Below are 20,975 nucleotides of genomic sequence, written 5' to 3' on the forward strand. Positions count from 1 at the left end.
TTATTGTACTTTTTTAATGTTAAGTAGTTCGCCTGAAACAGCATCAGCAATGAAGTGATATTGTGAAACATCGAAATCATCCATAGTTGTTACGCCACCGACAATTCCCCATGATGATTGTCCATTAACATCTACGCGTTGATAGAATGGTTCAACCCATGATCCGATGACTTTACTATCTTCTCCGAGAACTGATTTTACTTTGTCGATGATTTTTTCGCTATCTAAATGATGTTTAACTAGAACGGTTGCAGCTGCACCAGCAACTAAAACGGTTCCAGCAAAAATAACTGAACCAATACCTTTTTTACTCATATCTAAATCACTCCTTGATGTTTTATAGTTTCATATTAACACTATTATGTATTATCAGGCTATATAAGAGCTGTTTAATTGACCGTTTTGGTTGAAAAAAGTATATTCAAATTACGAGGTGAAGAAAATTATGAAAAAATTTGAAGATTTTGGTACTACTGACTTGAAAGCGGTAACTAAAGAGGGCAAGTATATATTATTTTTCTATGCTGACTGGTGCCCAGACTGCAAATTTATCGAACCAAAACTACCAGAGCTTGAACAAGAATATTCCGATTTCCAATGGATAAGTTTTAATCGCGATAATAATATGGAAATTGCACGTGATTTGGATATCATGGGTATTCCTAGCTTTGTTATTATTGAAAATGGCGAAGAAATTGGTAGACTAGTTAATAAAGACCGTAAAACAAAAGATGAGGTTGAGTCATTTGTAAATTCGGTCATTAATAAATAATGTGAGTGAGGGCACTAACTTGTTATTAAGTTTTTATAATCCGGACGTTTTAGGTGACGTCTTAATAGTAGAGTTGGCAGATGATACCAACGTTAAACAAGCTTCCACTAAGAATGATGATGTTGTTAGGATCTACAACAGCGAAACTAATGAAACCATTGGTTTTAACTTTTTTGGAGTAGCAGAAGAGCTTAACTTGACTGAAAATGGTCAGTTGCATCTGGATGCTGGACAAGTAGATATTCTTAACTCTCACATTCTTGAAGCAGGTTTCAAGGATACATTAGCAGAGGATAATGCTCCTAAGTTTGTCATCGGTCACGTTGATGAGATGGTTGCCCATCCAGATTCAGACCATTTACACATTACACAGACAGATGTTGGACTTGATAAGCCCGTTCAAATCGTTTGTGGCGCACCTAATATCGATCAAGGACAATTAGTTGTTGTTGCTTTACCTGGTGCAGTTATGCCTACTGGTATGGAAATCTGGCCCGGTGAATTACGAGGGGTAGATAGTTACGGAATGATTTGTTCTGCAAAGGAACTAGGAATACCAAACGCGCCTAAGAAGCGTGGAATCCTAGTTTTAGATGAGGGAAAAGCCGGCGATGCTTTTGATTTCGTTGCCGCAGAAAAAATGTTCGAGTAGGAGTAATTATGGAAAAGACAGTTTATCATTTTGTTGGAATTAAAGGTACAGGAATGAGTGCGTTGGCACTTATTTTGAAAGACTTAGGATATGAAGTCCAAGGTTCAGATATTGATAAATATACTTTCACGCAACGTGGACTAGAGCAAGCTGGCATCAAGATCATGCCGTTTGATGAAAAAAATATACATGAAGGCCTAACTGTTATTAAAGGTAACGCCTTTGATGATGACCAAGTTGAAATCAGAAAAGCTCGCGATTTGGATCTACCAATCGTTACATATCCACAAATGGTCGGTAAGCTCGTGTCTGAATACACTTCGATCGGGATTGCTGGATCTCATGGTAAGACGAGTACTACAGGTCTTTTAGCTCATACCTTAAGCGGTATTGCAAAGACTTCTTATCTTATCGGTGATGGTACTGGTAAAGGTGAAAAGGATGCAAAATTCTTCGTGTTTGAAGCTGACGAATATCGTCGTCACTTCTTAGATTATTCACCAGATTACTTAGTTATCACTAATATTGATTTTGACCATCCAGATTACTTCTTTGGTGGAATCAATGATGTTGTCGATGCTTTCGAATCAGAAGCTCGAAAGACTAAGAAGGGTATCTTCATTTGGGGCGAAGACAAGCACGCCAGAAATATCAAAGCAGACGCACCTATTTACTACTACGGTTTAAATGAATCTGATGATATCAGAGCTACAAACATCAAACGTACAGTTAAGGGATCATCTTTTGATGTCTCAATCAAGGGTGAAGATATTGGTAACTTCCAAGTTCCACTATTTGGCGAACACAATGTCTTGAATTCACTTGCAGTTATTGGCGTTGGTCATATGGAACATTTGGATCATGCTTTGATCAATCGTGAATTGCAAACATTCAGTGGCGTTAAGAGACGTTTCAGCGAAAAACAAGTTGCTGATATGACAATTATTGATGACTACGCTCATCATCCACAAGAAATCAAAGCTACGATTGATGCCGCTAGACAAAAGTATCCTGACAAAGAGGTAATTGCTGTTTTCCAACCTCACACATATACAAGAACATTAGCTCTCATGGATGATTTTGCTAAATCATTGGACTTAGCTGATAAAGTTTATCTAACCAATATTTTTGGTTCGATCCGTGAGAAGCATGGTGATATTTCAAGTAAAGACCTTGGAAACAAAATCCATAAGGGTGGAGAGGTATTAACACTCGAAAATATGTCCCCACTTTTGGATTATCACAATGCCGTAATCATCTTCATGGGTGCTGGGGATGTTCAAAAATATGAAACAGCATACGAACATCTACTAAGTACCTTGAATCCTAATCAACAATAAAACAAAAACTTCAATTCACACATTTGCGAATTGAAGTTTTTTTGCGCTATTTATTTAGTTTAATAATTTTTACCTGATAAGATCCATTTGGAGCTGTGACGGTTACAATATCGTTTTCCTTATGATTGTTTAACGCTTTGCCAATTGGGGACGTGAAGGAAACCTTATTTTGATCCAAATTAGCCTCATGTTCGCCCACTAATTGGTAAGTTTCTTGCTCGTGATCGTCCATGAATTCAATCGTGACATATTTTCCAATATCCAGTATGTCGTTATCAGCGGGTTTTACAACGTTGGCATATTTCAATTGTTTTTCCAAATAATGCAAACGCCCATTCAACTGTCCCAAATCACGCTTTGAACTGCTATATTCAGCGTTTTCAGAACGGTCGCCTAAAGCAGCAGCTGCCGCCAATCTTTTGATCAAACTGGGACGTTTTTGTTTCAAATCAACAATTTCTTGTTCGATATCTTTGTACCCGTCAGGAGTCATTTTGTGGAAAGTTGGTTCCATAATAAAACCTCGAATCTATTGAGTTTCTGGGAACAATTTACCGCAAAATCTATTTTTGGTAAAGAAACAGATATGAATGCCGAAAAAATTCACATGAATTGTCTTTAGGCTACCATCAATTCCGTCAGTATTTGTCAAATGCTGTTACAAAGGTTAGTGAACTGTTAAAATAGTATTAGTTAATTTCAGTTAAAATTGGAGGAAATATGACACAAAATAACAAATTACTTTTAATTGATGGAAATAGTGTTTCTTTCAGAGCATTTTTTGCCATGCACAATGTTTTAGATAAATTTGTCAATGGCGATGGTATTCATACTAATGCTTTGTACGCCTTCAATAACATGTTAGAGATAATTTTAAAAGAAGAAAAACCTACCCACGCATTAGTTGCATTTGATGCGGGTAAAACAACGTTCAGAACTAAGATGTATTCAGAGTACAAGGGTGGCCGCGCTAAGACACCACCAGAATTGACTGAACAATTACCTTTGATCAAGGAATTGTTGAATTTACGTGGCATCAAGACTTACGAGCTTAAGGATTATGAAGCTGACGATATCATTGGGACCATGGCCAAAAAAGGTGACGAAGATGGCATGGACGTTACCATCGTCACTGGTGACCGTGACTTGACCCAGTTGACAACTCCTAAGGTTACAGTACGAGTAAATGTTAAAGGTGTGACTGAAACAGAAGCTTACACGCCTGAACACGTCAAAGAAAAATTGGGCATTACACCTGACCAGATTATCGATATGAAGGGACTAATGGGGGATAATTCTGACCATTATCCTGGTGTTGAAAAGGTTGGCGAAAAGACTGCCATTAAGTTATTGACTGAATACGGCAGCATGGAAGGTATTTACGATCACGTTGATGAAATGAAAAAAAGCAAGTTAAAAGAGCATTTGATCAACGATAAAGACCAAGCTTTTTTGAGTAAAAAGTTAGCAACCATTAACCAAGATGCTCCGGTCGAATTGAAATTGTCAGACTTGGAATACGCTGGTGATAATCAAGAACAGTTGATCCAGTTTTATCAAAAGCTCAATTTCAATTCATTTTTGGAGAAACTGAATGTTGATACGACGTCTAATGTTGAAACATTAGCAGAGATTGAATTTGCTGAATTGAATGCGGATGCGGTTGATAGAATTGTTCAAGACAATGGTCCACAAACGGTTGTAGTTGAGAATTTGGGTGAGAATTATCATACTTCGCCTATCATCGGATTGGCGGTGGCTAGCGGCGATAAATATTATGCTACCGATGATATTTCGATACTTGAAAATGATGAATTCAAAAAATGGCTTGAAGACGACAGTAAAGAAAAATTTGTTTTCGATTATAAGAGAACAATTGCTTTATTGAACCGTTATGGATGTCAGTTAAAGGGCGTAACCTTTGACATGTTATTGGTGGCTTATTTGTTGGACACAAATGATAACAAAACTGATATTGGCTTAGTAGCTCAAAACTACGGCCACCAACTCCCAACAGAAGATGAATTTTATGGCAAGGGTGTTAAAAAGGCAATCCCAGAAGATACTCATAAATTCTTGAATTATTTGAGTCAACAAGCTCAGATCATCAATGTTTTGCACGATCGAATGATGCAAGAACTTAAAGATAATGATCAAGATAGTTTATACGACGAAATCGAATTGCCACTGACAATTGTTTTGTCAGATATGGAAATTCAAGGAGTTACCGTTCAAGCTTCAAAACTAAAGGAAATGCAAAACGATTTTGCTCAGCGTTTAGTGGATATTGAAAAAAATATCTACAAAGAAGCTGGACAAGAATTCAATATTAATTCACCTAAACAATTAGGTGTCGTTCTCTTTGAAGATTTGAAATTGCCAGTCATTAAGAAGACTAAAACTGGCTATTCAACAGCCGTTGATGTTTTAGAGAAATTAAAAGATAAATCTCCGGTTGTTCAACAAATCTTGGACTACCGTCAATTGTCTAAGATCAATTCTACATACGCAGTCGGATTACAAAAATTCATCCAACCAGATAACAAGATCCACACGATCTACCAACAAACTTTGACTCAGACGGGACGTTTGTCATCGATCGAACCTAATTTGCAGAACATTCCAATCAGAATCGACGAGGGCCGTCAAATTCGTAAAGCCTTTGTACCACAACATGATGATTGGGAAATGTTTTCTGCCGATTATTCCCAGGTTGAATTACGTGTCTTGGCCCATATTTCTGGTGATGAGAATATGCAAGAAGCCTTTAAAGAAGGTTATGACATTCATGCCCACACCGCGATGAGAATATTTGGCTTAAATAGCACTGACGAAGTTACACCAGACATGAGACGAAAGGCCAAGGCTACAAACTTCGGAATTGTTTACGGAATTAGTGACTATGGCTTGTCGCAAAATATTGGTATTACAAGAAAAGAAGCCGCTTCATTTATTGAAAACTACTTCGAACAATATCCTGGCGTTAAAAAATATATGGACGATATTGTTAAATTTGCACGTGAAAATGGCTACGTCGAAACGATTATGCATCGTCGTCGCTATTTACCTGATATTCATGCTAAGAACTTTGCATTGAGAAACTTTGCCCAAAGAACTGCAATGAATACACCGATTCAAGGTAGTGCTGCCGATATCATCAAGGTAGCCATGATCAATATGGAAAAGAAGCTCCGTGAAGAAAACTTGCAAGCGAATCTATTGCTACAAGTGCATGATGAAATGATTTTTGAAGCACCACAATCAGAGATTCCAATTTTAGAAAAACTAGTTCCAAGTGTCATGGACTCTGCCGTTAAGTTAGATGTGCCACTAAAAGTGGGAACTGCACATGGCAAGACATGGTATGAAGCTAAATAGGTGGTAGGTGAAAATAGTGCCAGAAATGCCAGAAGTTGAAACAGTCCGCCGAGGTCTGTTGACACAGGTTAAAAATAAACGAATTGAAAATGTTGAGATACGTTATCAGAATTTGATCACAGGGGATGTCTCAGAATTTGTTGAGACAGTCACTGGTGCCAAAATTACCGACGTTGGACGTCGGGCTAAATTTTTGTTGATCCATTTGGATAATGGATATACCATCATCAGTCATTTGCGGATGGAGGGTAAGTACCGTGTTTCAGCTGATAAAACAGCTATCGATAAACACTCTCATGCAATTTTTACATTGGATGATGGTGAAATGCTGATTTATAATGACGTGCGAAAATTCGGTCGCATGCAACTATGGCCGACGGCCACTTTGGATGAAAATAAATCGTTGAAAAAGTTAGGCCCTGAGCCGCTATCAAGCAGGTTTACCTTTGAAAATATTAAACCTCGAATTATCAAGCATCGAAAGGATATCAAAACGGTCTTATTAGACCAGTCCGTTATGAGTGGCCTAGGAAATATTTATGTTGATGAAGTTCTTTGGCAGTCAAAGATACACCCTGAAACACCTGCCAATCATCTGACAGATGATGACATCAAAAAGGTCATCGATTGTTCTAATGATGAAATCAAACTGGCCATCGAATCTGGTGGTTCCACAGTTCGTTCATATCTGGATGCCAATGGACACAAAGGTAATATGCAAGACCGACTTAAAGTTTATGGCAAAGAGGGTACTCCATGTCCGAGATGTGGAACCGAAATCGAAAAGATCAAGGTCGGTGGACGAGGAACTCACTTCTGTCCAACTTGTCAGGTGATCAAATGAGTAAGATCTATGGTTTGACTGGGGGCATTGCAGCCGGAAAAACTACAGTTTTAAAGATCTTTAAAGAACTGGGATGCCGAATTTTTGATGCTGACAAGGTTGCCCGACAGGTAGTTGAGCCCGGTACTCCAGGATTAAAACAAGTTGTTAAACAATTTAGCAAGCACATCCTTTTACCTAATGGCTCGCTTGACCGAAAAAAATTAGGCCGCATTGTTTTTTCTGATAAACGTCAGCTGAAAATATTGAATAATATTATGGGGCCGTTACTAAGGTCAACCATCGTTCAAATAATTGACGATGCAAAAAAAGACTCAAGTTCAACGATCAATATTTTTGAGATCCAACTGCTATTTGAGGGTTCTTATCAGGAATATTTTGATGCTACGATTGCAGTTTATGTTGAACCGGAAATCCAACTTGAACGCTTGATGAAACGAAATGATTTGAATAAACAAGCCGCTTTAGATAAAATTAATTCACAAATGCCGATGACGGAGAAAAAACAATTAGCTGATTATGTACTTGATAATTCGCATGACATTGCTAGTTTGAAAAACGAAATCAGCCAATTGTTAAAGCAGCTCTAACATAGAAAAGAGGAACGCTTATGATATGTCCACATTGTCACCATGACTCGTCAAAAGTTGTCGATAGTCGACCTAGCGATGAAGGTCGTGCCATTCGTAGAAGAAGAGAATGTGAATTTTGCGGCACCCGATTTACAACTTTTGAAAGAATCGAGAAATCACCGCTTTTAGTAATTAAAAAGAACGGAAATCGTGAAGAATTTCGGCGTGAAAAATTATTGCGTGGCCTAGTCCGTGCTGCCGAAAAACGTCCAGTTACCATGGATCAAATGAATGCGATCGTAGACCGGGTTGAAAACAAGATTCGTGCAACCGGCGAAAATGAAGTTAAGTCTCAAGAAATTGGCGAATATGTTATGAAGGAATTAGCTGACGTTGATGACGTAACTTACATTCGTTTTGCCAGTGTTTACCGTGAATTCAAGGATATGAGTGGATTTATGAATGAAGTTCAAGAAATGATGGCAAATGACAAGAGCGATAAGAAGGATTCTAAGAAATAAGGAGGAGCAGCGTGAGTTTAAATGCAAATAAAAATAATTTAACTCCTTTGACTGGCTATTGGTGTTTACCCAATGGTCAAATCAGCGACGTTGATCGTCAAGTATTGACAGATTTATACTTGCCGCTCCTTGGAACTCGTGCCTTTGGAATTTATCAATTGCTTTGGCAACAAATCCCCAATAAACAATTGGTGACTGATCGTCAAAGTCACTCGATACTTTTGTCGTTATTGGATATGGATATCAATACTTTTTATCAAGAACGTCTAAAATTAGAAGCATTGAGTTTGGTTTCGACTTATTCAAAGACAGATGAGATTGGGACGTTTAATATTTATCAGCTTTTTCCACCATATTCACCAAAAGTTTTTTTTGAAGACGACTTGATGAGTATTTTTCTGTTGGAAAAAATTGGTGAAGATCAATATTCTAAATTGGTCGATAAGTATCACCAGTCAGAATCAGTTTTAGACGGTTCGAAGAATGTTTCAAAAACCTTCATGCAAGTATTTCAATTAAGCGACAGTGACATCGTCGATAAACCAAATGCTGTTCAAAAAGCTCAAACTGATTTTAATAATGTATCTAAGCAAGGTAGACCTCAATTGGATGCAACTCAAGATGATAGTTTTGACTTTGAGTTAATTTGCGAGAGAGTGGAGCAAGTTTATCAGGTCAGTCATGAGAATCTATTAGAAAACCAACAGCTTTTGCTCAGCTTGCATGAGTTTTACGGAGTTCCCGATGTTTCTATGATTGAAATGATTGGTAAAACTGTTGATATCACGACTAACGAAATCGATCCAGATGCACTCAAACGTCTAGTTCAGAATCGTTTTGAAAGAAAAGCTAATTTATCCGCCCGAGTAGAGCAGGCTCCTGTCGAACAATCGGCAGTTACAACAAACAGCAATGATCCTGAACGACTGCTATTGCAACGGGCTAAAACTATGCCGCCAGCTGATTTTCTGGCTGACGAAAAAAATCGTCTCGGCGGATTCACGGGTAATTCTGAAGCTAGGGCATTGCGGACTTTATCTTCTCGTTCATTATTGCCAATTCCAGTTCTTAATATTTTGGTGCACTATATTTTGCAAAACTCACCAACATTAACTTTGGCATTCATGGAAACCGTTGCTAATGACTGGAAGCAAAATAACGTTACGACACCAGAAGCGGCTCTCAAGAGAATCACTGAGTTTCAAAATCGACCCCGTAAAAATAATAATCAACGACGTTATTCCAAAGGTCCAAGGAAGGTCGAACAGGCTACTGACTGGACCAAGGTCAAAAGTAAGCCGGTCGAACAAAAAAATGACTCTCAACTGGAACAAAATCGTTTAGAAATGCTCCGTAAATTACGGAATAAAGGTAAATAATTATGGAAAAATTTAGCGATGCTTTAGCGGCAGGCTTGAAGAATTATCGTTTCAGCAATGCTGATTATCAAAAATTGATGAATGAAGCACTACAGGATCCCGATGTAGAAAGCTTTTTGGTACAAAACCAAGATCAAATCAGTCAAGAAGGAATCGACGTTTCAGCGGCCGCAATATACGAATTTTATAATCAAAAAAAGAACGGCAGCGAATATACTAAAAATTATGATCCCAAGCTAATTGTCAGCAATCACAAAATTGAAGTGGCTTACGTTCCTAACCAACGTAAGATTGCAAGTGACAACCGCAAGAATTATGAGTCAGGATTTGCCTTGCTGGATATTGCTCCCGATGTCAGAAATGCCAGTCTAAATGATTATGATGGTGCAGGCAGACAAGAAGCCTTTGCTGCAGCAATCAATTTTATCGACAAATACGACCCAAACGGTAAGTTTGTTCCAGGTCTATATTTAGCAGGCGACTTCGGAGTCGGGAAAACTTATTTATTAGGCGCCATCGCTAATGAATTATATGCTCAAGGCGTAAAATCAATGATGGTGCATTTCCCAAGTTTTGCTAACGACATTAAAAAGGGGATTCGCGATAATTCGGTTGGTGATCGTGTCGACCGAGTTAAAGATACTCAGATCTTAATGATCGATGATATTGGTGCAGATTCAATGTCAGCTTGGATGCGTGACGAAATCTTTGGAGTGATCCTGCAATATCGGATGCAAGAAAATTTACCAACCTTTTTCTCATCTAATTTTTCAATGAAAGAATTGGAAACTTATTTGGCGGATACGACCGGTGGAGACCATGAGCCCGTTAAGGCTGCCAGAATTATGGAGCGTGTTAAATATCTATCTCGTGAAGTGATCGTGACTGGGCCAAATCGTCGCCCTAAGGGGTAAAAACCTTGCAAATATAAATAATTAATGTTTCAATAAACACATGAAAGATAACACTTCGGTTCTATTCAGGGAGGGTACGTCAACTGAAAGCTTACCCATTACTGAAGTTACCACTTCCATGTTTTAACGTTTATTAAAGTTGGTTACTTTACAACCGTAGAGCGAAAGCTGTGATAAACAGTTTTAATGTGGGTGGAACCGCGCAAAATGCGTCCCTGAAGTATGAATACAATTATTGTATTTGTACTTCAAGGACGCATTTTTTTGTTGTCTAAATATTAGGAGGTTACACGGATTATGTCAGAAATCAAATTAACATTCCCAGATGGAACAGTTAAGGAGTTTGATCAAGGCACAACTACTTTAGATGTTGCTAAGTCGATCAGTACATCACTTGGTAAAAATGCTATCGCTGGTAAACTAAACGGTACATTAGTTGACTTGGAAAGACCTATTAAACAAGATGGAAAGATTGAAATTATTACTGGTAAAGACGATGAAGATAGTCTAAAAGTATTGAGAAATACTGCTAGTTTAATTTTCAGTGCTGCTGCTAAAGAGTTTAAGGCAGATCTTCATTTTGGCGAAAAGCATTCTAACGATGATGGCTTTTATGTTGATACTGATGACAAGGAACAAATCACAGTTGACGAGTTACCTAAGATCGAAGAGACAATGAACAAGATCATCAAGAACAATGACAAAGTTGAAAGAACCTTGATGGACAAGTCAGAATTAGTTGAAATGTTCAAAGATGACCCATACAAGTCATCATTACTTGGTGCAATCGATGCTGTCCAAGTTCCTGTTTATAAACTAGATAACTTTATCGACTTTGGTTACGATGCAGTGCTTCCTAACGTTAAGAATTTGAAACACTACAAATTGCTATCCGTTGCTGGTGCTTACTGGCAAGGTAAGTCAAGTAACCCAATGCTTCAAAGAATTTATGGTACATCATTCTTCAAACAAGAAGATCTTGATGCAGATATGAAACGTCGTGCAGAAATCAAGGAACGTGACCATAGAACAATTGGTCGTGAACTTGACTTGTTCTTCGTTGACCCAGAAGTTGGTGCAGGTCTTCCATATTGGATGCCAAATGGTGCAACTATTCGTCGTGTAATTGAAAGATATATCATTGATAAGGAAGTTGCTTGGGGATATCAACACGTATATACACCAGTTTTGATGAACTTGAATGCTTACAAGACTTCAGGTCACTGGGAACATTATCGTGAAGACATGTTTCCACCAATGGACATGGGTGACGGCGAGATGCTTGAACTTCGTCCAATGAACTGTCCTTCACATATTCAAATTTACAAGCACCACACACGTTCATATCGTGAATTACCAGTTCGTATCGCTGAATTAGGTATGATGCACAGATACGAAAAATCAGGTGCTTTAAGTGGTCTACAACGTGTACGTGAAATGACATTGAACGATGGTCACACATTTGTTGCACTTGACCAAATCCAAGAAGAATTCAAACGTACGCTTCAATTGATGGTTGAAGTATACAAAGACTTCGATATCACAGACTACTCATTCAGACTTAGTTATCGTGATCCAGCTAACACTGAAAAATACTTTGATGATGATGAAATGTGGAACAAATCACAATCAATGCTTAAAGCTGCTATGGATGATCTTGGCTTGGATTACTACGAAGCAGAGGGTGAAGCTGCATTCTATGGTCCAAAACTTGATGTTCAAACAAAGACAGCACTAGGTAATGATGAAACATTATCAACAATTCAACTAGACTTCATGCAACCAGAGAAGTTTAAGTTGACATATGTTGGTGCTGATGGTGAAGACCACCGTCCAGTTATGATTCACCGTGGTATTGTTTCAACAATGGAAAGATTTATCGCTTACTTGATCGAAATTTACAAGGGTGCATTCCCAACATGGCTAGCTCCTACACAAGTAAGAATTATTCCAGTTAACAAGAAGTACCACGAAAACTATGCTCAAAACTTGCTAGCAGAATTACGTCGCAAGAATATTCGTGCAGTGATCGATGATCGTGACGAAAAGATGGGTTACAAGATCCGTGATGCACAAACAATGAAGATTCCATATACAGCTGTGGTAGGTGACGATGAAATGGCAGACGCAACCGTATCAGTTAGAAAATATGGTGAAGAGAAGTCAGAGTCAGAATATGTTGCAATGTTCGTTGATTCTGTGGCTGCAGATATCGCAAACTTCAGTCGTACAGGTGAAGCTAAATAATTATTCAAAAAGTCGAGGAGATCTCGGCTTTTTTTGTGCCTAAGATTGTTCATATCAGTAAAAATCCGTTATTATTGAAGAGATGATAAATTGATATTGATGAAATAAATATGAAAGAGGCATAATTTAATGATTAAATTAATCGCCACAGATATTGATGGCACATTTTTTGATGATGAGCATCAATACAACCATGAAAGATTCAATAAACAATTAGAGATGCTCCATGAAAAGGGAGTTAAGTTTGCAATTGCCAGCGGTAATTATTTAGGCCATCTACAAAGAGTGGTTCAATATTCGCCAGTTGATGCGTTTGTATCTGAAAATGGCGCCCACATCATGGTCGGCGACAAAGAAGTATTTGCTGCTTATTTAAAACCTGATGTCGTGAATGAAATAATTGACAGTCTAGATTATTTAGGTGACAATTTAAAATCCTATATTGTATCAGGCGAAAAAGCCACTTACGTTGATAAACAATATGAGTCGGTCTTGAACAAATACTACATTCACAATTACAAGTTAGTTGATGATGTAAAAGCTGTTCAAGATGATATCTTTAAAGTGAATATTAGTTTGAATAATGATAAACTTTCAGAAGTCGAGCAATATTTGAACAAGCGTTTTAGTGACGACATTCATGCAACGGCTAGTGGATTTGGAAGCATTGATGTTATCTCCAAGGGAATCAACAAGAGTTTTGGTCTCCAACAATTAACCAAATATTATAGTATAGATTTAAAAGATGTCGTTGCATTCGGCGATAACAGCAATGATGATGAAATGTTACAGGAATCCGGTCTAAGTTTTGCAATGAAGAATGCTAAGGAATCAACTAAAGAAGCTGCGGATAAGATCACAGAATTCGACAACAATCACGAAGGTGTACTTAACCAAATAGATGAATTGTTTGGATGGGATACTAAATAATATTTGAGACATAAATTCAATAAAAAATATCATTCAATGATTGACAACTACAGATACGACTGGTATTATTAATACCTGTTGAGATTAAGCAGAAGCGCCCGCTTCTCACCTATGCGTAAGCCTCTAGGTAAATATACTGTATATAACAATTATATTAGTGGGCGTGCGTATGCACCCCACTTTTTTAGTGGGAACATTTTTCGGAGGTGACTACTCATAGCAAGAGATTTATTAGTAAACGATCAAATTCGTGCAAAAGAAGTTCGATTGATTACAGAAAATGGTGATCAAGTTGGTGTTAAACCTAAGGCAGAAGCACAACGTCTAGCAGACGCAGCTAATATGGACTTAGTTCTAATGTCACCTGGAGCAAAGCCTCCAGTAGCAAGAATCATGGACTACGGTAAATATAAGTTTGAACTTCAAAAGAAAAATCGTGAAGCTCGTAAAAAGCAAAAGGTCGTCAGCATCAAGGAAGTTAGACTTAGTCCAACTATTGAGGAAAACGACTTTAACACAAAGCTTAACAATGCCCGTAAGTTCCTGAGCAAGGGCGATAAGGTCAAAGTTTCTCTTCGCTTTAAGGGTAGAGCTATTACTCATAAAGAGATAGGAAAAGAAGTTTTAGATCGAGTAGCTGACAAGACAAAAGATATTGCCAATGTCACTACAAAACCTAAGATGGATGGCCGAAGCATGTTCTTAATGCTTGATCCAATTAGTAACGATAAAAAGAAAAAATAGTGGAGGGATTTTCAATGCCTAAACAAAAAACACACCGCGCATCAGCAAAGAGATTTAAGAAGACAGCATCTGGTGAGTGGAAGAGAAGCCATGCTTATACAAGTCACCGTTTCCACGGAAAGACAAAGAAGCAACGTCGTCAATTGGCAAAATCAGGTTTAGTTTCATCAAGTGATATGAAACGAATCAAACAAATGTTAGCAACATACTAATTTAACAGTTTAGCAATTCAAAGGAGGAGTCATTATGCCACGTGTAAAAGGTGGAACAGTAACTCGCAAGCGTCGTAAAAAGGTTTTAAAATTAGCTAAAGGATATCGTGGTTCAAAACATATCACTTTTAAAGCAGCTCATACACAAATCATGGTTTCATACCGTTATGCATTCCGTGATCGTCGTCAAAGAAAGCGTGATTTCCGTAAGTTATGGATCGCAAGAATCAACGCTGCTGCAAGAATGAACGAAATCAGTTACAGCAAATTGATGCATGGTTTGAAATTAGCAAATGTTGACATCAACCGTAAGATGTTAGCTCAATTAGCTATTGAAGATCCAAAAGCATTTACAAGTTTAGCAGATACAGCTAAGAAAGCTTTAGCTTAATTATTAAAACGTAATTTGGACAATCCAAATTACGTTTTTTTACTAAGTATACGAATGAGGGCAGATTATGTTTAAACCTAATATTATGTTAAATAAGATCACTGACATTGATGTTGAAGATCTAAAAGAGAAAAATATTACTACTATTATGACGGACCTGGATAATACTATCCTGCCTTGGAATAGTAGTGAATATAGCTTGTCATTGAGAAAATGGCTTAATATAATGAAAAAGGCAAATATTGAAGTTTTAGTCGTATCAAACAATAGCTACAAGCGAATTGAAAAAGCAGTCAGCGACTTACAAATCGGAATTGTTGCTCGTGCTAAGAAGCCACTGCCTTTTGAAATTATCAAATATCTTAAAGAGAATCAGATTGACCGTAATTCAGTTTTATTTGTTGGCGATCAAGTTTTGACTGATGTACTTGCTGGTTCATTATCAGGAGTAGCAACAGTATTAGTTAAACCAATCGTTGATACAGATGCCAAAAAGACTCGTGTAAATCGATTTTTTGAACGACCAATTTTGAAATATCTACAACATAAAGACAAAAACTTATACTGGAAGGATTCATTAAATGACAGAAAGTAATGAAGAATTATTTTGTATCGGCTGCGGGGCAAAACTTCAGACAACTGATAAAGATTTACCCGGCTACGTGCAACAATCAACGTTAGATAAATATTTGGAGGATGATTCCAAAGAATTATTTTGTAAACGTTGCTTCAGATTGAGAAATTACAACGAGATCACAGATGTTAATATTGATGACGACGAATTTTTGAAATTATTGGATTCGATTTCTAGCAAAAAAGGTTTAATTGTCAGCGTAGTTGATATTTTTGACTATGAAGGTAGTGTTATTCCCGGACTTCAGAGGTTCGTTGGTGATAAGAACATTCTAGTTGTTGGTAATAAAGTCGATTTATTGCCACATTCAGTTAATCAAAATAAACTACTGAATTGGCTTCAACAAAAGAGTAAGGAAAATGGTATCAAATCAGTTGATCAGATCATGGTTTCAGCTGAAAAAGGGACCAACATTGATAAGTTAATGCGTTTGATCGAAAAATATCGTGACGGTCAAGATGTATATGTAGTCGGAACTACAAATACTGGAAAATCAACTTTGATCAACAAGATCATCAGTGAAAATTCTGACGTCAAAAATTTGATCACCACATCGCGTTTTCCAGGAACAACCTTAGATAAAATCGATATCCCGCTGGATGACGGACATTTCCTAATTGATACACCAGGTATTATTCATAAATATCAACTTGCTCATTACTTAGATGAAAAAGAACTCAAGGCAATCACTCCTAAAAAGCCTTTGCGTCCAGCAACTTTTCAACTTCGTGATGGTCAAACGATATTTGTGGCAGGATTGGCTCGTTTCGATTTCTTAGATGAAAAAACTAACGTTGTATTCTATGTCAATCAAGGTTTAGTATTGCATCGAACAAAGACGGTTAATGCTGACGAATTTTATCAAAAACACTTGGGTGAATTGTTGAATCCGCCTTATGATGTCAGTGAATTTCCTAAACTAAAAAAAGAAGAGTTTACGTCACATAAGAAGTCAGATATCGTCATTTACGGGTTGGGATGGGTAGTTATCCCAGCTAACTGTAAAGTACGCGTTTATGTACCAGAAGGAGTTAGCGTCTCAATGAGAGATGCAATCATTTAAGGAGAAACTATGATTATTAAAGGTAAACAAAATCGTTATTTGCGTAGCCAAGCTCAAACAATGAAACCTGTTGTTCAAGTTGGGCGTGACGGAATTAGCGACAATTTATTAAAGCAGATTTTACAATTGCTTAATAAGGATGAATTGATTAAAGTAACATTATTACAAAATACTATGGTTGGTTCTGAACAATTAGTCGCAGCATTGAATGAAATCGATGGTGGCGTTGCACATGTTCAGACAATCGGTTCAAAGGTGATCTTGTACAAAAAGTCATCTAAGATCAAGAATCGCAAATATTCTTTAGAACTTGAAAAAATTTAGTATTAAGTGAAGATGAATAATGAGAACAAATAAGCAAATTTTAACTCAAGTCAAACCAGAAATAAGGTCAACTCAGCCAAAGAGACACGTTGGTATCTTGGGAGGTACTTTTAATCCCATACATACTGGTCATTTGGTGATTGCTGAACAAGTTTTTCAACAGTTGCATTTAAATAAAGTGTTATTTTTACCTGACAATATTCCACCTCATCGTGGCGTCCAAAAGACTAAACCAATCGGTGGTAACGAACGAATTGAAATGATCAAATTAGCGATTGAAGATAATTTGCATTTTGATTTGGATTTAACCGATGTTAATCGTGGTGGAGTCAGTTATACGTATGAGACTGTCAAAATTTTGAAGCAACTAAACCCTAACACGGAGTTTTACTTTATTATTGGTGGAGACATGGTCGAAAATTTGCCAAAATGGTCTCACATTGATGAATTGGTCCAAATGATCCACTTTGTTGGAGTTTGTCGAAAAGGTTTTGAAAAAAGTTCTAAATATCCTATACTTTGGGTAAATACTCCTGAACTAGAAATTAGTTCAAGTATGATCAGAGAATCAGTTAGAGAGGGTAGATCAATTAAATATTTGGTCCCCGAACGAGTTGAAGACTACATTTTGGATAAGGGGCTTTACCGATGACAGACTTTAATTATGATAAGATCGTACCAGGATTTGATCGCGAAGCTGTGGTCAATCGCATGAAGACGCAATTAAGCGACTTTCGTTTCGGTCATTGTCTGCGTGTTGAAAAAGAGGCACGTGGATTGGCTGCGGAAAATGATTTAGACGTTGAGCGTGCGGGCTTAGCTGGTCTTCTGCATGATTATGCAAAAGAAAGATCAGATGATGAGTTCATTGATGTTATCAAACGTAAGAATTTGAACAAAGAGTTATTAAATTATGGAAATGCAATTTGGCACGGAATCGTAGGTGCCGAAATTATTAAAGATGAACTAAATGTTTATGATGAAGATGTCTTAAATGCCATCAGAAGACATACTGTTGGTTCCACAACAATGACTGGAACTGATAAATGTACTTTTATCGCCGATTTTATTGAACCAGCGCGAGACTTTACTGGCATCGATGAAGCACGAGAATATGCCGACAAATCTTTAGACGCAGGTGTTGCTTTTGAATTAAAGCATTCAGTTCAACATTTGATCAATAAAAATAGACAGATTTATCCAGCAACTTTTGCAAGCTACAACTACTGGATAAATAAGGGAGAATTATAATTTGAATTCAAAAGAAATTATGGAAGTTGCAGTTAAAGCTGCAGACAGTAAGCATGCAAACGATATTGAAGTTCTCGATATCAGCAAGGTAAGTATCATGACTGATTACTTTGTCATTATGGATGCAAATTCACAACGACAAGTTGATGCTATTGTTCAAGAGATCTTGGACAAAGCCGGCGAGAACAATATTGAAATTGGACATGTTGAAGGTAAAAGAGATTCAGATTGGATCTTGATCGATTTACATGACGTGGTAGTTCATGTCTTTACAACTGAACAACGTGAATTTTACAACCTAGAAAAGTTATGGTCAGATGCACCATCAGTCGATATTTCAAAATTGGTGACTGTAAATGATCTATAATTCGTTTGCTCGCGTATACAGCGAATTAATGGATGATAGTTTATATGCAAAATGGGCCAATTATGTCCGCAATCAAACTGATTCTTCTGCTAAGACGTTATTAGACGTTGCTTGTGGGACCGGAGATCTGACAATTTTGCTGGCAAATGACTTTGACGTAACCGGAACGGATTTGTCAGAAGAAATGTTGAATATTGCCGATGAAAAAGCTAATCAGGCTAAGGTCAACATTCCTTTTGAACAAAGCAATATGATGGATTTATATACCTTTGATAACTATGATGTCATCACTTGCTTTGATGATTCAATTTGTTATCTAGGAGACGAAGATGAGTTATATATTGCTGCAAAACAGGCTTATGATCATTTAAATGATGGTGGTAAATATTTGTTTGATGCTCATTCGCTTTATCAAATGGATGAGGTCTTTCCTGGTTATATGTTTAATCACAAGGCAGAAGACTCAGCGTTTATGTGGAGTAGCTATGAAGGTGAATATCCACATAGCATTGAACATGAGTTAACTTTTTTCAATTGGGATGACAAGATCGGTGGATATAAAGCTAATACAGAAATTCATCACGAGAGAACTTACCCAATAGAAACATTTTTGGAAATTTTGAAGGACGTGGGTTTCAAAAACACTCACGTTTCCGCTGAATTCGGTGAATCAGAAGTTAAGGATGATTCAAATCGTTGGTTTTTTGCTTCAGAGAAATAGGTGAACAAATGACGAAAATTTTTGGAATTGTGGCAGAATTTAATCCATTTCATAATGGTCATAAAATGTTCGTTGACATGATCCGTGAAAAATATCACCCTGATGTGTTAATTGCCGTAATGTCAGGCAATTTTGTGCAGCGGGGTGATTTTGCTGTATTAGATAAGTGGAAGCGAAGTCAGATTGCAATTGAAAATGGCATTGATATCGTAATTGAATTGCCATTTTCGAGTGCTGTTCAACCGGCAGATATTTTTGCTCGAAAGTCAGTCGAACTTTTAAATCAAATCGGCGTGACCGACATAGTTTTTGGTACTGAAGAGAAAATTGATTTTGTTGAAGCTGCCGATAAGTTGATTAACAACAAGGGTCAGTTTCAACAGCAGTATGATCGAAGTTACGCAGAAAATTTGAATGAACAGCTTGAATCGTTGGGAATCAATACAATCGGCAAGCCAAATCAACTGTTAGGATTGAATTATTCACTTACCATTGTAAAAAATCATTTTCCAATCTCTATCCATTCACTGGTCCGTCAACCAAACGGATACAGTGCAACACGAATTCGAAAACAATTGTTGACCAGTCCCGAATTGACAAAAAGTTCAGTCCCCGATGAGATGTTTGAGTCATTAAAATATTCGTCAATTTATACATGGAATGATTTTTATTCATTTTTAAGGTATAAAATTTTGACGAACTCTACTAATGAATTACAATTGGTGTATCAAATGGTGGAGGGGTTGAACTTTAAGTTAAAAAAAGAAATTAAGAATGCAGATTCATTTGATCAATTTCTGAGTGCAGTTAAGTCTAAACGCTATACTTTAGCTAGGATTAGACGACTATTGCTGTATGTATTAATGAACATTAGTACAAAGGAGATGACTGCTGCATTAAATTCTTCATATCTACGAATTCTTGGTTTTAACGATACTGGTCGACAATATTTGAATAATAATAAGAAACAAATTAACATTCCACTGATAACTCGAGTTGGTAAACAAGAAACTAGTTTGTTGGCAACGGAACTAAAGGCTGACAGCGTTTGGCAACTTATCAGTGGCAAGGAACAAAATTTTGGAGTCATTCCTTATATTAAGGGGGAAAATTAATGCTTAACTGGGATGTTCAAGAGGTACGCAAGTACAAGGATAAACCCTTTGATTTTAAAGAAAAACTTGATCTAGCTAAAGAACTTAAGGAACGTTATCCCGATATTATTGATGCTAAAGAAGTTGATATTGACGGAAACCTTTTTAATGATCGTGGCTTAGTAATATCAGATGTTAAAGTTAATACTAAAGTCGTTGTTCCATCAACGAGAAGCCTTGAGCCAGTTGAACTTAAATTAAATTTTAGGATCAATGAAGCATACAACATTGATAATATCGATACCGAGGAAATTGATGATTATTCAATTATTATTCCGATAGATGAAGATAATCCAACTATCAATGTTTATGAGTCAATTATTGATAACATTTTGTTAAATATTCCAACTCAAGTTTTAACTGAAAAAGAGAAGCAAGATGATGTGATGCCATCTGGAAAAAATTGGACAGTCATATCTGAAGATGAATTTAATCAACAAAAAGAAGAGGAGCATGTTAATCCTGAATTTGCCAAATTGAAGAATTTGTTCAAAGAATAGGGTCAAACATGAGCCTCTTTTATTATTTTTTGGTAATATATATTATGAAATAACTTATTATTGGA

Annotated in this window: 25 protein-coding genes; 23 read left to right on the plus strand and 2 right to left on the minus strand. The window is 37.0% G+C overall.

The annotated features are described in order from the left end of the window. Entirely contained in the window at positions 1 to 315 is a 315-nt protein-coding gene (locus LKF16_RS00425; RefSeq protein WP_291471870.1) for a hypothetical protein, read from the minus strand. A 127-nt stretch (positions 316 to 442) separates the two neighbouring features. On the opposite strand from LKF16_RS00425, the gene LKF16_RS00430 reads away from it, so the two are divergent. The 3 genes from LKF16_RS00430 to murC are packed head-to-tail and all read left to right on the plus strand — an operon-like array spanning position 443 to position 2,764. Beyond that, positions 443 to 772 (plus strand): thioredoxin family protein, encoded by a 330-nt coding sequence (locus LKF16_RS00430; RefSeq protein WP_434735172.1) that lies wholly within the window; start codon positions 443 to 445, stop codon positions 770 to 772. Between the two features lie 19 nt (positions 773 to 791). Continuing rightward, a complete protein-coding gene (gene ytpR, locus LKF16_RS00435) occupies positions 792 to 1,424 on the plus strand; it encodes a YtpR family tRNA-binding protein (RefSeq protein WP_291471873.1) in 633 nt (210 codons plus the stop codon). 8 nt (positions 1,425 to 1,432) lie between these two features. Then, entirely contained in the window at positions 1,433 to 2,764 is a 1,332-nt protein-coding gene (gene murC, locus LKF16_RS00440) for a UDP-N-acetylmuramate--L-alanine ligase (RefSeq protein ID WP_291471875.1), read from the plus strand. Positions 2,765 to 2,810: 46 nt separating this feature from the next. On the opposite strand, the gene greA is transcribed toward murC, so the two are convergent. Then, complete coding sequence (gene greA, locus LKF16_RS00445; RefSeq protein WP_291471877.1) at positions 2,811 to 3,278, minus strand: transcription elongation factor GreA; 468 nt, start codon at positions 3,276 to 3,278, stop codon at positions 2,811 to 2,813. 206 nt (positions 3,279 to 3,484) lie between these two features. On the opposite strand from greA, the gene polA reads away from it, so the two are divergent. The 20 genes from polA to LKF16_RS00545 all read left to right on the plus strand — a co-directional run bounded on the left by polA (position 3,485) and on the right by LKF16_RS00545 (position 20,910). Beyond that, positions 3,485 to 6,142 (plus strand): DNA polymerase I, encoded by a 2,658-nt coding sequence (polA, locus tag LKF16_RS00450; RefSeq protein WP_291471879.1) that lies wholly within the window; start codon positions 3,485 to 3,487, stop codon positions 6,140 to 6,142. A 16-nt stretch (positions 6,143 to 6,158) separates the two neighbouring features. Further along, positions 6,159 to 6,986, plus strand: a complete 828-nt coding sequence (gene mutM / locus LKF16_RS00455) for a DNA-formamidopyrimidine glycosylase (RefSeq protein WP_291472180.1) — start codon at positions 6,159 to 6,161, stop codon at positions 6,984 to 6,986. After that, complete coding sequence (gene coaE, locus LKF16_RS00460; RefSeq protein ID WP_291471880.1) at positions 6,983 to 7,576, plus strand: dephospho-CoA kinase; 594 nt, start codon at positions 6,983 to 6,985, stop codon at positions 7,574 to 7,576. The genes mutM and coaE overlap by 4 nt, the downstream gene beginning before the upstream one ends. Before the next feature lie 20 nt (positions 7,577 to 7,596). Beyond that, complete coding sequence (gene nrdR / locus LKF16_RS00465) at positions 7,597 to 8,079, plus strand: transcriptional regulator NrdR (RefSeq protein WP_291471882.1); 483 nt, start codon at positions 7,597 to 7,599, stop codon at positions 8,077 to 8,079. Positions 8,080 to 8,090: 11 nt separating this feature from the next. Then, positions 8,091 to 9,458: a replication initiation and membrane attachment family protein gene (locus LKF16_RS00470; RefSeq protein WP_291471884.1), complete on the plus strand. Its 1,368-nt coding sequence runs from the start codon at positions 8,091 to 8,093 to the stop codon at positions 9,456 to 9,458. A 2-nt stretch (positions 9,459 to 9,460) separates the two neighbouring features. Then, positions 9,461 to 10,372, plus strand: coding sequence for a primosomal protein DnaI (gene dnaI, locus LKF16_RS00475; RefSeq protein WP_291471886.1), 912 nt, complete (start codon positions 9,461 to 9,463; stop codon positions 10,370 to 10,372). A 297-nt stretch (positions 10,373 to 10,669) separates the two neighbouring features. Continuing rightward, entirely contained in the window at positions 10,670 to 12,619 is a 1,950-nt protein-coding gene (gene thrS, locus LKF16_RS00480; RefSeq protein WP_291471887.1) for a threonine--tRNA ligase, read from the plus strand. Between the two features lie 129 nt (positions 12,620 to 12,748). Next, entirely contained in the window at positions 12,749 to 13,549 is an 801-nt protein-coding gene (locus tag LKF16_RS00485) for an HAD family hydrolase (protein WP_291471889.1), read from the plus strand. 216 nt (positions 13,550 to 13,765) lie between these two features. Further along, complete coding sequence (infC, locus tag LKF16_RS00490; protein ID WP_291472181.1) at positions 13,766 to 14,293, plus strand: translation initiation factor IF-3; 528 nt, start codon at positions 13,766 to 13,768, stop codon at positions 14,291 to 14,293. A gap of 14 nt (positions 14,294 to 14,307) precedes the next feature. Beyond that, the gene (gene rpmI, locus LKF16_RS00495) at positions 14,308 to 14,505 is read left to right on the plus strand and encodes a 50S ribosomal protein L35 (RefSeq protein WP_291471891.1); all 198 of its coding nucleotides are present in this window, start codon (positions 14,308 to 14,310) and stop codon (positions 14,503 to 14,505) included. A 34-nt stretch (positions 14,506 to 14,539) separates the two neighbouring features. Further along, positions 14,540 to 14,896 carry a 50S ribosomal protein L20 gene (rplT, locus tag LKF16_RS00500; protein ID WP_076615968.1) on the plus strand — a complete coding sequence of 119 codons (357 nt, stop codon included), beginning with the start codon at positions 14,540 to 14,542 and terminating at the stop codon, positions 14,894 to 14,896. Positions 14,897 to 14,963: 67 nt separating this feature from the next. Next, positions 14,964 to 15,491, plus strand: a complete 528-nt coding sequence (locus tag LKF16_RS00505; RefSeq protein WP_291471898.1) for a YqeG family HAD IIIA-type phosphatase — start codon at positions 14,964 to 14,966, stop codon at positions 15,489 to 15,491. Continuing rightward, on the plus strand, positions 15,478 to 16,593 hold the full coding sequence (yqeH, locus tag LKF16_RS00510; protein ID WP_291471900.1) for a ribosome biogenesis GTPase YqeH: 1,116 nt from the start codon (positions 15,478 to 15,480) through the stop codon (positions 16,591 to 16,593). The genes LKF16_RS00505 and yqeH overlap by 14 nt, the downstream gene beginning before the upstream one ends. 9 nt (positions 16,594 to 16,602) lie before the next feature. Further along, the gene (locus tag LKF16_RS00515; RefSeq protein ID WP_291471903.1) at positions 16,603 to 16,917 is read left to right on the plus strand and encodes a YhbY family RNA-binding protein; all 315 of its coding nucleotides are present in this window, start codon (positions 16,603 to 16,605) and stop codon (positions 16,915 to 16,917) included. Positions 16,918 to 16,936: 19 nt separating this feature from the next. Beyond that, on the plus strand, positions 16,937 to 17,569 hold the full coding sequence (locus tag LKF16_RS00520) for a nicotinate-nucleotide adenylyltransferase (protein WP_291471905.1): 633 nt from the start codon (positions 16,937 to 16,939) through the stop codon (positions 17,567 to 17,569). Then, a complete protein-coding gene (yqeK, locus tag LKF16_RS00525; RefSeq protein WP_291471907.1) occupies positions 17,566 to 18,168 on the plus strand; it encodes a bis(5'-nucleosyl)-tetraphosphatase (symmetrical) YqeK in 603 nt (200 codons plus the stop codon). Before LKF16_RS00520 ends, yqeK begins: the two co-directional genes overlap by 4 nt. 1 nt (position 18,169) lies before the next feature. Then, a complete protein-coding gene (gene rsfS / locus LKF16_RS00530) occupies positions 18,170 to 18,535 on the plus strand; it encodes a ribosome silencing factor (RefSeq protein ID WP_291471908.1) in 366 nt (121 codons plus the stop codon). Further along, complete coding sequence (locus LKF16_RS00535; protein ID WP_291471910.1) at positions 18,525 to 19,256, plus strand: class I SAM-dependent DNA methyltransferase; 732 nt, start codon at positions 18,525 to 18,527, stop codon at positions 19,254 to 19,256. The genes rsfS and LKF16_RS00535 overlap by 11 nt, the downstream gene beginning before the upstream one ends. Positions 19,257 to 19,264: 8 nt before the next feature. Further along, a complete protein-coding gene (locus tag LKF16_RS00540; protein WP_291471912.1) occupies positions 19,265 to 20,371 on the plus strand; it encodes a nucleotidyltransferase in 1,107 nt (368 codons plus the stop codon). Further along, positions 20,371 to 20,910 carry a YceD family protein gene (locus tag LKF16_RS00545; protein ID WP_291471914.1) on the plus strand — a complete coding sequence of 180 codons (540 nt, stop codon included), beginning with the start codon at positions 20,371 to 20,373 and terminating at the stop codon, positions 20,908 to 20,910. Before LKF16_RS00540 ends, LKF16_RS00545 begins: the two co-directional genes overlap by 1 nt. Positions 20,911 to 20,975: the final 65 nt, after the last annotated feature.

Origin of the sequence: Companilactobacillus sp., assembly GCF_022484265.1 — a bacterium.
Taxonomy (GTDB): domain Bacteria; phylum Bacillota; class Bacilli; order Lactobacillales; family Lactobacillaceae; genus Companilactobacillus.